The sequence below is a fragment of the Flavobacterium sp. RSB2_4_14 genome (assembly GCF_051547085.1).
In the GTDB taxonomy this organism is placed as follows: Bacteria; Bacteroidota; Bacteroidia; order Flavobacteriales; family Flavobacteriaceae; genus Flavobacterium.
In genome coordinates this window covers 474,010-485,407 of record NZ_JBPTTL010000001.1, presented here as the reverse complement: position 1 = coordinate 485,407, position 11,398 = coordinate 474,010, and the positions used below count along the sequence as shown (strand labels likewise).

8 protein-coding genes are annotated in these 11,398 nt (G+C 32.6%); 6 read left to right on the top strand and 2 right to left on the bottom strand.

All coding sequences use genetic code 11. The features are described from left to right. Position 1: 1 nt before the first annotated feature. The 4 genes from mnmG (at position 2) to ACSVH2_RS02175 (ending at position 6,072) form a co-directional block, all read left to right on the top strand. A complete protein-coding gene (mnmG, locus tag ACSVH2_RS02190; protein ID WP_438091525.1) occupies positions 2–1,873 on the top strand; it encodes a tRNA uridine-5-carboxymethylaminomethyl(34) synthesis enzyme MnmG in 1,872 nt (623 codons plus the stop codon). Positions 1,874–2,016: 143 nt separating this feature from the next. Next, complete coding sequence (locus ACSVH2_RS02185) at positions 2,017–2,862, top strand: class I SAM-dependent methyltransferase (RefSeq protein WP_438091524.1); 846 nt, start codon at positions 2,017–2,019, stop codon at positions 2,860–2,862. Positions 2,863–3,094: 232 nt separating this feature from the next. After that, positions 3,095–3,676 (top strand): OmpH family outer membrane protein, encoded by a 582-nt coding sequence (locus ACSVH2_RS02180; RefSeq protein ID WP_438091523.1) that lies wholly within the window; start codon positions 3,095–3,097, stop codon positions 3,674–3,676. 113 nt (positions 3,677–3,789) lie between these two features. After that, positions 3,790–6,072 (top strand): helix-turn-helix domain-containing protein, encoded by a 2,283-nt coding sequence (locus ACSVH2_RS02175; RefSeq protein WP_438092247.1) that lies wholly within the window; start codon positions 3,790–3,792, stop codon positions 6,070–6,072. On the opposite strand, the gene ACSVH2_RS02170 is transcribed toward ACSVH2_RS02175, so the two are convergent. Continuing rightward, the gene (locus tag ACSVH2_RS02170; RefSeq protein ID WP_438091522.1) at positions 6,073–6,456 is read right to left on the bottom strand and encodes a DoxX family protein; all 384 of its coding nucleotides are present in this window, start codon (positions 6,454–6,456) and stop codon (positions 6,073–6,075) included. It abuts the gene before it with no gap. Positions 6,457–6,461: 5 nt separating this feature from the next. Continuing rightward, positions 6,462–7,610, bottom strand: a complete 1,149-nt coding sequence (locus ACSVH2_RS02165) for an ATP-binding protein (RefSeq protein ID WP_438091521.1) — start codon at positions 7,608–7,610, stop codon at positions 6,462–6,464. A 219-nt stretch (positions 7,611–7,829) separates the two neighbouring features. Here ACSVH2_RS02165 and ACSVH2_RS02160 point away from each other — a divergent pair, with 219 nt between their 5' ends. Together ACSVH2_RS02160 and ACSVH2_RS02155 are read left to right on the top strand one after the other, a co-directional pair. Next, positions 7,830–9,017 (top strand): phosphoglycerate kinase, encoded by a 1,188-nt coding sequence (locus ACSVH2_RS02160; RefSeq protein WP_438091520.1) that lies wholly within the window; start codon positions 7,830–7,832, stop codon positions 9,015–9,017. A 98-nt stretch (positions 9,018–9,115) separates the two neighbouring features. Then, positions 9,116–11,371 carry a LysM peptidoglycan-binding domain-containing protein gene (locus ACSVH2_RS02155; protein ID WP_438091519.1) on the top strand — a complete coding sequence of 752 codons (2,256 nt, stop codon included), beginning with the start codon at positions 9,116–9,118 and terminating at the stop codon, positions 11,369–11,371. The last annotated feature ends 27 nt before the right edge of the window (positions 11,372–11,398 follow it).

Here is an 11,398-nt window from a genome sequence, read left to right as displayed (position 1 = left end):
TATGTTTTTAGAAAAATACGATACAATTGTTGTTGGAGCAGGACATGCAGGTTGTGAAGCTGCAGCAGCATCAGCAAACATGGGTTGTTCAACTTTGTTGGTGACTATGAGTTTACAAAATATTGCTCAAATGTCTTGTAATCCTGCCATGGGTGGAATTGCTAAGGGACAAATTGTTCGTGAGATTGATGCGCTTGGAGGATATTCTGGAATTGTTTCTGATAAAACAGCTGTACAATTCAAAATGCTGAATAAGTCAAAAGGACCAGCGATGTGGTCGCCAAGAGTTCAAAGCGATAGAATGCGTTTCTCAGAAGAGTGGCGCTTGATGTTAGAAAGAACTCCTAATCTAGATTTTTACCAAGAAATGGTAAAAGGGCTTTTGATTACCAATAATAAAATCGAAGGAATTGTTACCTCTCTCGGAATTGAAATAAAAGCCAAAACAGTTGTGTTAACCAATGGTACTTTTCTAAATGGGTTAATTCATATAGGCGACAAACAATTTGGTGGTGGAAGAGCAGGAGAAAGTGCAGCTTATGGAATTACTGATGATTTAGTAAAGGTTGGATTTGAAGCTGGAAGAATGAAAACAGGAACACCACCAAGAGTTGATGGGCGTTCTCTGGATTATTCTAAAATGAAAGAAGAACTAGGAGATTTAGTTCCTGATAAATTCTCTTATTCAGATGAAACGAAACCATTATCACATCAAAAGTCCTGTCACATGACTTATACTTCAAACGAAGTGCATAACATTTTGCGTGAAGGTTTTGATCGTTCACCCATGTTTAATGGAAGGATAAAAAGTATAGGACCACGTTATTGTCCGTCTATTGAGGATAAAATTAATCGTTTTGCCGACAAAGAACGTCACCAGCTTTTTGTTGAACCCGAAGGATGGAATACAGTTGAAGTATATGTAAACGGATTTTCTACTTCCTTACCCGAAGATATTCAATTTAAAGCGCTGCGTTCTGTTGAAGGATTTGAAAAAGTTAAATTTTTCCGTCCTGGTTATGCAATAGAATACGATTATTTTCCACCAACACAATTAAAGCATACTTTAGAAACAAAGCTAGTAGAAGGTTTGTACTTTGCTGGACAAATTAATGGAACAACAGGTTACGAAGAAGCAGCTTCTCAAGGAATGATGGCCGGAATAAATGCTGCTTTGAAAGTGAAAGAACAAACGCCAATGATTTTACGTCGTGATGAAGCTTATATTGGGGTTTTAATAGATGATTTAATTACAAAAGGCACAGAAGAACCATACAGAATGTTTACTTCTCGTGCAGAATACAGAACATTATTGCGCCAAGATAATGCTGATTTTCGTTTAACAGCAAAGTCACATGAAATAGGTTTGGCCTCAGAAAAGAGATTGAAACGAATGGAGTATAAGTTCAACGAAAGTGAAAAAATGGTGAATTTCTTCAAAGAAACTAGTGTTACTCAAGAAGAGGCAAATCCAATTTTAGTTGAAAAAGAAAGTTCTCCAATGGTGCAATCTGATAAAATGTTTAAAGTTTTCTCTCGTCCACAAATTGACTTGGACGATATATTAAAATTTGAAAAGGTACAACAGTACATTCAAGATAATGATTTGGATAAAGAAATTATAGAACAAGCCGAAATACAAGTTAAATATTCTGGGTATATCGAAAAAGAAAGAAACAATGCTGAAAAGCTTATTCGATTGGAAGACATCAAAATCCCTGAAAATTTTGACTACAATAAAATCAAATCCATGTCTATTGAAGCCAAACAAAAACTAAGTAAAATTCGGCCAGTTACCATTTCTCAAGCATCAAGAATCAGCGGCGTTTCCCCAAGTGACATTTCAGTTTTATTAATCTATATGGGAAGATAGAATATTAAACTTTAGATTTAAAATATTAAATATCAAAAATTAAAATTATTACACATCTTAAATTTAATATCTAATATTTAAAATTTAATATGACTTTGTTCCACGTGAAACTAAGCTTGCCAAGCACTATAAATAAAGAGTTTATGAGTTTTCAAAACAATATTTTTTTTCAAAAAGTTAGAGATTATTCCGTTTCAAAAGAAATTTTTGAATTGCATCACAATCCTGAATATGATATATTGATAACATTTCCAAAGCCAAGTTTGGAAAAATTACCAAGCTATTATGAAAGCGACGATTATATTTCTCATACTGATGGAAAGCGTTCTTTGTTTGAAAGAGCCTATCAATTAATAAAAGGAATTGCACTGAAAAATAAACTAAAATTAATCAATGCACAATCTCAAAAAGGAAAAATTTTAGACATTGGAGCTGGAACAGGAGATTTTTTAGTGGTTTCAAAAAATGACGGTTGGGATACAATAGGAATTGAACCAAGTGAAAAAGCAAAAGGAATTGCACTTAACAAAGGAGTTAAATTTGCAGAAAGTTTATCCTCGTTAGAAAACAATTCTTTTGATGTGATTACAATGTGGCATGTATTGGAACACGTTCCTAATCTTGATGAATATATAGTTGAATTAAAAAGATTGCTCAAACCAACAGGAACTATTATTATTGCTGTTCCTAATTTTAAATCTTTCGATGCCAATTATTATGGTAAATTTTGGGCTGCTTACGATGTACCGAGACACATTTGGCATTTCTCAAAAACAGCCATTGAAAAGTTGTTTTCCGAAAAGGGAATGAAATTGACAGAAGTACTTCCAATGAAATTTGATAGTTTTTATGTGAGTTTGCTTTCTGAAAAATATAAATCTGGAAAAATGAATTTTATAAGGGCATTTTTTGTGGGATTGAAATCAAATTTTAGCGGAAAGCAAACAAATGAGTATTCTTCACACATTTACATTATAAAAAACCAGTAAAAATCGTTTTAACGCATTATTTTTAAATAAAATAAGCAAAGAAAATAATTTGCTTTTCCAAAAATAGAAATGCCTTTAAAAGGCTTTATTTAAAGCCAAAATCAATAATTAAAAAATATCATAAAACCACAAACCATAAGAATAACCTATGTCATAAAAACATAAAAATTCAACTTTAGATTATTGAATTTTATTTTTATACTTTTGACACCGAAATTAAATTTATCAAATCATGATCAAAAAAACAATTTTCCTTTTTGCATTGGCAATTTCTATTATTTCATGCAACAAAACCACAGAGACAAAAGAATTTAAAACGGCTTATATTGATACTTCTAAATTAATGGAAGAGTCAACAGAAGCTAAAGATATTGAAGCCAAGTATAAAGACAAATCTAAAGTAATGGGAAACCAGTTAGAGGCTGAAGTTGCTCGTTTCAAAGCAGAAGCAGCAAGCTTTAAGCAAAATGCCATGGCAAACGGTCAAGCTTGGGCGCAACAAAAAGGTGCTGAATTACAACAAAGAGAGCAACAATTGAGTTATGCGCAACAAGCTATGTTAAGACAGTTACAAGAAGAAAGCGGAACTGAAATGGACACGTTAGTTAAAGCATATAAAAAAATAATCAAAGATTATGGTAAAGAAAAAGGGTATGATTACATCTATGGAACAGGTGATGCACAATCTGTTTTGTATGCAAAAGACAGTTATGATTTAACTAAGGACATTATAAAAATTGTAAACGACAAGTATAAAGCCGCTGGTAAAAAAGAGGAAAATACTGAAACAAAAAAAGAAGAAAAGAAAAAATAACCTTCTTCAAAAAATATAAAATTAAACGCTATCTAATGGATGGCGTTTTTTTATGGTATCAAATTTCGGGATTGATTAACAATGTTTTATATTTGTTTTATAAAATATACGCCATGGAAAATTTATCAACAGAAGCTAATTATGTACTGCAATTTATCAATCAAACCAACCGATCCATTTTTCTAACTGGAAAAGCGGGAACAGGAAAAACCACTCTTCTCAAAGAAATTATAAAATCCACTCACAAAAATACTGTAGTGGTGGCGCCAACAGGAATTGCGGCATTAAATGCTGGTGGCGTAACGATTCACTCCATGTTTCAGTTGCCTTTTGGCGGATTTATCCCTGATAATTCTACACCTCAATTTACAGAAAACTCTAAGTTTGAAACCCGTGCCACTTTGCGTAGGCATTTCAGGATGAGCGGATTAAAGAAAGCAGTTATTCAAAATATGGAATTGCTCATCATTGATGAAGTGAGTATGCTGCGTGCTGATTTAATGGACGCTATTGATTTTATGTTGCAATCAGTTCGTAAAAAAAAATATCCTTTTGGTGGTGTTCAAGTACTTTTTATTGGAGATTTATTGCAATTGCCACCTATAATCCGTGATGAAGAATGGCGAACTTTGCGAAATTATTACAAAGGAAAATTCTTTTTTCATTCGCATGTAATTCAATACAATCCACCGTTATATATTGAATTGTCAAAGATTTTCCGTCAAACAGATGAACAGTTTATAGCGGTTTTAAATAATTTAAGAAACAATCAAATTTCTCAAAGCGATATTCAAATTCTCAATCAATTTGTGCAACCAAATTTTGATTTGAAAGCCAACAAAGGGTATATCACTTTGACTACACATAATGCTAAAGCGGATACCATAAATTCACAATCATTATCCGATTTAGAAGGAAAAACCAAAGTCTACAAAGCATTAGTAGTAGACGATTTTCCTGATAAAATTTATCCGTTAGACGAAAAATTAGAATTAAAAGTTGGGGCGCAAGTCATGTTTATCAAAAACGATTTGTCTTTTGATAAGAATTATTTCAACGGAAAAATGGGAATTATTAAATCGCTTTCCGAGGAAGAAATTCTAGTTCATTTTCCCGAAGAAAATAAAACCATCGAAGTTGAACGCTACGAATGGGAAAACATTCGTTACACCGTAAATGAAAACACCAAAGAGATAGAAGAAGAAGTTTTGGGAACATTTAGTCATTATCCCATAAAATTAGCTTGGGCAATAACCGTTCATAAAAGTCAAGGATTAACCTTTGACAAAGCGGCGCTCGATGTTTCGCAAGTTTTTCTTCCAGGACAAGCCTACGTTGCACTTTCGCGTTTACGCTCATTAAACGGCTTGGTTTTGCTTTCTCCGTTGCAAATGAATGGTATTTCTAGTGATCAAGATGTGATGGAATATGCAGAAAACAAAGCTACTGAAGCACTTTTAGAAAATTCATTGAAACAAGAAACCAAAAACTTTATTCATAATTATTTGAACACTACTTTTGATTGGACAGATTTAGCGCAAGAATGGCGTAATCATCAATACAGTTACAACGAAAATTCAGAACTATCCGCAAAATCAAAATACTCAACTTGGGCAAAAAACCAAACGGAAACCATTGAAAATCTATTAGAACCATCCAGAAAATTTGTGGCACAATTAAATAAACTTTTCAGTGAAGAGGAAGTTGATTTTAACTTCGTTTCGGAAAGAGTTCAAGCAGCGTACAATTATTTTTTAAAACCACTAGATGCTTTAGTTTATGAAATCCTTTGGAAATTGGAAGAAGTAATTCGAATGAAAAAAGCAAAAGCATTCAATGACGAATTACTAGTTTTGGAAGAATTACAAATCAAAGCTGTTTTGCGATTGATGAAAGCTAAGTTGCTCGTTCAAACCATTGCAAATGGAGAAACAATTTCTAAAGAAAAATTAACTTCAGACGAAATTAAGTACTACAAAATCAATAAACTAGAAATTATTCGTGAGGAATTTAGGAAGGTAAACATTACCTTGGTTGAAGATGAAGTTAACTTAGAACGATATTCAAAAAAGAGTAAAAAAAGTAAGACCGATTCTTCTGTAACAACACTGAAAAAAACAACAGTTCAAGAAACATACGAATTGTGGTTACAAAAAAACTCAATAAAAGAAATTGCAGCTATAAGAAAACTAACCCCGCAAACTATTGGCGGACATTTAGCCAAGTTAATTGAAACTGAAACTATTGCTATTACAGATGTATTGCCAGAAGATAAAATTCAGGAATTAGCCCAAGCTTTTAAAGGCTATAAAGAAGAAACACTCAACGGCTTGAAGGAACAATATGGCGATAAATTCACTTGGGACGAATTGAAAATGTTTAAGGCGAGTTTGTAATTAACTCAACCACCAAACCGCTAAAATTGAAGGAACGAAATAGATGGCAATTGTTCTTGCGCCATCATAATCCTTTGCTAACCGTTGTCCTAACAATAAGAAAATCAAAGTAATACTTGAAAAAACCGCGCCATAAAAGCCGAATGTTTTTCCACCGTTTACAAATAATTCTACACAACCTACGAGTGTTAAAACACCGGTTATTAGTTCTAAAATTAAAATGATAAACAAGGCAAACGGTACATTTTTTTTCAAAATAGTTTGAGCGAAGTGACTTTTGAGCCAATCAACATTTCCTTGCCACGCAAAAACTTTATCATAAGCTGATTGTATAAACGTAACAGCTAAAAAAATTAAAACTAAAATGGAAGCAGTGTTATTCATAAGTGTTAATTTTTGTGGATTAAACGAGTTAGTTTTATAGATAAATCGGTTAAAATTATTTTTGCATTTCCGTTTCTTTCAATATGATAAATAGCATCTGAAAGTTCGTTAAAAATAGCATTTATATTATTTCCGTTTACAAACGGGGCAAATTTTTCTAAACTAAATTTTTCAACAGTTGGTTCTAAATAAACTAGGTTTTTGGTTTCGTAATTGAGCAATAAAGCTTGACGAAACATCACGATGCAATAATTTAAAAATTGTTTTTGTCCTTCTCTACCCAAAGAGGCAATTTCTTCACTCCACGAAATCAAATCCTGGATAGCAGCTGCATTTCCTTTGGCTCTAAAAGCAGCCCGAACCCAATCTACAAACCATTTTTCAAAAGGCAAATCATCAGTGTCATTATTCAAAATATGAAGTGCTTTGTTGTAATTTCCTTGTGCCTGATGCGCTACTTTTGACGCCGAAGTGGCATCTAAAAAATATTTTTCTCTCAATGTTTTTGCTATAATAGCTTCTGGCAAAGCACCGAAATGTAAAACTTGACAACGAGAACGAATGGTTTGAATAATATCTTCTTCGTTTTCTGAAATTAAAATAAAAAGTGTTTTTTCTGGCGGTTCTTCTAACAATTTTAGCAATTTATTGGAAGCGGCAATGTTCATTTTATCTGCCATCCAAACTATCATAATTTTATAACCGCCTTCATAAGATTTCAACGCCAAAGATTTCAAAATATCTTGTGCATCTTCCACCCGAATTTCCCCTTGTTTGTTCTGCACACCAAGATGTTTGTACCAATCAAACAAACTACCATAAGGATTTTGCAATACAAATGCTCTCCAATCTGTAATAAAATCAGCGCTTTTGGGTTTTGATTTTATATCTTCATTGGTCACATTTGGATACACAAAATGCAAATCGGGATGTGTCAAAGATTGAAATTTCAAATTACAAGAATCATTTCCTCCAGCATTTTCGTTCGCTACATTGTTACACAAAACAAATTGTGCATAAGCAATAGCCATTGCTAAAGTGCCACAACCTTCTGGTCCAACAAACAATTGTGCATGCGGAATTCTGCCCGATAACGCGCTTTTTGTTAAATGATTTTTGATGTACTCTTGCCCTAAAATTTCTGAAAACTGCATAAAGCAAATATAAGTTAAAAATCCACTTTCTACAGTATAAAATCCATTTCGAATAGATTTTCAATGAAGCAAAAAGCAACCAATAAAATCGGCAAGAATTTGATTTCAAAATAATTACATCTTAAATTTAACTTAAATAAACATCGATAAAAGCACAAAAAACACCGATGAAATTAAAATTTATTATATTTGCAATTACTAAAACAATTTTTTTACTAGATGAAAACCCTTCAAGATTTTAATTTCAATGCCAAAAAAGCTATAATCAGAGTTGATTTCAACGTTCCTTTGGATGAAGATTTTAATGTAACTGATGCTAATAGAATTGAAGCGGCAAAGCCAACTATAGATAAAATCTTGGCAGATGGCGGAAGTGTAATTTTGATGTCTCATCTTGGCAGACCAAAAGGAAAAGAAGATCAATTTTCGTTACGACATATTGTGGCAAAAGTTTCGGAAGTATTAGGTGTTGAGGTTCTTTTTGCATCAGATTGTAGAGGCGAAGTAGCTACGAATGCTGCAAAAAACCTCAAACAAGGAGAAGTATTGTTATTAGAAAATCTTCGTTTTTATAAAGAAGAAGAAGCTGGCGATGAAGGTTTTGCAAAAGAATTAGCTTCTCTAGGTGATATTTATGTGAATGATGCTTTTGGAACAGCACACAGAGCACATGCTTCGACAACTATTATTGCTCAGTTTTTTCCAAATCACAAATGTTTTGGAATGCTTTTAGCCAAAGAAATCGAAAGTTTAAATCGTGTTTTAAAGAATTCCGTAAAACCAGTAACAGCAGTTCTTGGAGGTTCAAAAGTATCTTCAAAAATTACTGTTATCGAAAATATTTTGGATAAAGTAGATCATATGATTATTGGTGGCGGAATGACATTTACTTTTATAAAAGCATTGGGTGGAAAAATTGGGAATTCAATTTGTGAAGACGATAAGCAAGAATTGGCATTGCAAATTTTGCATTTGGCCAAAGAAAAAAATGTTCATATTCACATTCCGGTTGATGTTGTTGCAGCAAATGCATTTTCAAATGATGCTGAAACTCAAATAGTAGATGTTCGTGAAATTCCTGATGGATGGCAAGGTTTAGACGCAGGACCAAAATCATTAGAAAACTTCAGAGATGTAATAATGAATTCAAAAACAATTCTTTGGAATGGTCCATTGGGTGTTTTTGAAATGGAATCATTTGCCAAAGGAACTATTGCTTTAGGAAATTATATTGCAGAATCTACAGCAAATGGCGCTTTTTCTTTAGTTGGTGGTGGCGATTCTGTAGCTGCAGTGAAACAATTTGGACTCGAAGATAAGATGAGTTACGTTTCCACAGGCGGCGGTGCTATGTTAGAAATGTTAGAAGGAAGAGTGTTACCAGGAATAGCAGCTATTTTGGATTAAATAAAAGCAACACAATAAAAAACAACAATTTGCGTTATTAATAACATGTTATTAATAAAACACAGTATTGAAAAATAATACTTTATAAAAATAAAGTTATGACTATAAAAAAAATAACAACGTTGGCTCTACTTCTTGCATCCACAGCAATTTTTGCTCAGGATGATTTAAGTATTACTCCGTTTAAAAAACCACAAACTAAGAAAGAAGTACTCGATTCTATCAAAGGCACTTTTGTTCATGATAATATTGCCACTTGCATTGATAGCATGTGGATGAAAGAATTGGCTAGCTTAGATTTGTATGATGAATTGGCACTTGACATTAAAAATATTAATGTTGACGAAAAAGTAGATTATGAATTGCCTACAGAATTGTTGAAAGAACGGTTGAAGAAACTAGACGAAAAATCACCTTTCAATATTGAGTACAACGTTGGTTTAGAAAATGTTATTAAGTCATTCTTAAAATACAGAAAAAAAGGATTTGAAAGATTAATGGGAATTTCTCAGTTTTATTTCCCCATTTTTGAAGAAGCACTAGCGGCACAAAACATTCCTTTGGAAATAAAATATTTAGCGGTAGTTGAGTCTGCTCTAAATCCAAGAGCTGTTTCAAGAGTTGGCGCAACAGGTTTGTGGCAATTTATGTATCAAACAGGAAAGCAATACGATTTAAAAGTTGACACTTATGTTGACGAAAGAAGTGATCCATTAAAAGCGAGTAAAGCTGCCACACAATACATGAAAAACATGTATAGTATTTTTGGCGATTGGGATTTAGTATTGGCTTCTTATAATACTGGTCCAGGAAATGTGGCAAAAGCCATTCGCCGATCAGGAGGAAAACAAAACTATTGGAACATTAGACCTTATTTGCATAAAGAAACCCAAGGATATCTTCCTGCATTTTTAGCCACAATGTATATTTTTGAATACCACAAGGAACACGGAATTGTTCCAAATAAAGCCGTGGCAAATCATTTTGCTACCGACACAGTTTTAGTAAAAAGAGCTTTAACGTTTAAACAAATTTCAGATTTATTAGATGTTTCTGTGGCTGAATTACAGTTTTTGAATCCTTCCTATAAGAGAGAAGTTATTCCACACATTACTGGAAATGATTATTTTCTGAAATTACCATTGGATAAAATTGCTTTGTTTACTTCAAACGAAGAAAGAATTTATGCTTACGCTAACTATGAAGATAGTTTAAGAGAAAAGCCATATTCAAGTGCATATGCTTCAAACAATGCTTCAGAATCTAGTAATTCTTCCAATGTTAAATATCACAAAGTAAGAAGAGGTGAAAGTTTGAGTAAAATTTCAAGTCGATATGGCATTACGATGTCAGAATTAAAGAAGTGGAATCATTTGCGAAGCAACAAAGCACCATTGGGAAGAAGTTTAAAAATTTATACTTCAGATGAATCTATTGCATCAAACGATAAAATCCAAACCAAATCAGATACCACTGCTGTGAAAGAAACATCAGCTTTGGCATCAAATACTAACAAGGTATTTAAAGAGGAAAAAGTAGTTACTTATAAAGATGTTGTAAAATATCACAAAGTAAAAAAAGGAGATAATCTTGGTGAAGTAGCAGATAAATATGGCGTTTCAGTTGCTGAAGTTAAAAAATGGAATCACCTCAAAGGAAGTAATATTGCATTAGGCGCAAATTTAAAAATCATTAAAAACGAAAGAGTGGTTACTACTGTTAGAAAAGAAGTGAAAACAGACAAAACAACATTGGATACTAAACCACAAACAGCTCTTGCATCTAACGATACAAATACTGATGAAAATCAAAACCATGCAACTGTCTATGAAGTTCAAAAAGGAGACAACCTTTTTTCAATTGCTAAAAAATTCAATGTTAGTTTGGAAGACTTAAAAAAATGGAATAATCTTGACGATTTAAATGTGCAACAAGGTTCGAAATTAGCTTTAGCCAATACTACAGAAAATGTTAAAGAAGAAGAGCCAAAAGAAACTAAAATTGTAGAATATAAAGTTAAAAAAGGCGACAATCTTGGAAGTATTGCTCATAAATACAATGTATCGGTTGCAGAACTAAAAGACTGGAATGAACTAGAAGACAATAATGTTAAACTTGGTGCAACATTAATTGTTTCTAAATCAGAAGTGGCGGTAAACGAAACAAAATCTTCTAAAAATACAGTAGCTTCAAGCGAAAGAGATGAAGTTAAATTGTATTACGTTAAAAAAGGAGATTCATTATTTAGCATTGCCAAAAAATATCCAGGTGTTTCTATTTCTGATATTAAAAAATGGAATGGTATAAAAAACGAAAGTTTAAAACCAGGGATGAAATTAAAAATTAGCGGTTAATCCGAAAATCTTATATAAATTTGGGTT

What these genes read in the sequence shown, in the direction of transcription:
- mnmG (WP_438091525.1), top strand. Translation starts at nt 2, where the DNA reads ATGTTTTTAGAAAAATACGATACAATTGTTGTTGGAGCAGGACATGCA.
- ACSVH2_RS02185 (WP_438091524.1), top strand. Translation starts at nt 2,017, where the DNA reads ATGAGTTTTCAAAACAATATTTTTTTTCAAAAAGTTAGAGATTATTCC.
- ACSVH2_RS02180 (WP_438091523.1), top strand. Translation starts at nt 3,095, where the DNA reads ATGATCAAAAAAACAATTTTCCTTTTTGCATTGGCAATTTCTATTATT.
- ACSVH2_RS02175 (WP_438092247.1), top strand. Translation starts at nt 3,790, where the DNA reads ATGGAAAATTTATCAACAGAAGCTAATTATGTACTGCAATTTATCAAT.
- ACSVH2_RS02170 (WP_438091522.1), bottom strand. Translation starts at nt 6,456, where the DNA reads ATGAATAACACTGCTTCCATTTTAGTTTTAATTTTTTTAGCTGTTACG.
- ACSVH2_RS02165 (WP_438091521.1), bottom strand. Translation starts at nt 7,610, where the DNA reads ATGCAGTTTTCAGAAATTTTAGGGCAAGAGTACATCAAAAATCATTTA.
- ACSVH2_RS02160 (WP_438091520.1), top strand. Translation starts at nt 7,830, where the DNA reads ATGAAAACCCTTCAAGATTTTAATTTCAATGCCAAAAAAGCTATAATC.
- ACSVH2_RS02155 (WP_438091519.1), top strand. Translation starts at nt 9,116, where the DNA reads ATGACTATAAAAAAAATAACAACGTTGGCTCTACTTCTTGCATCCACA.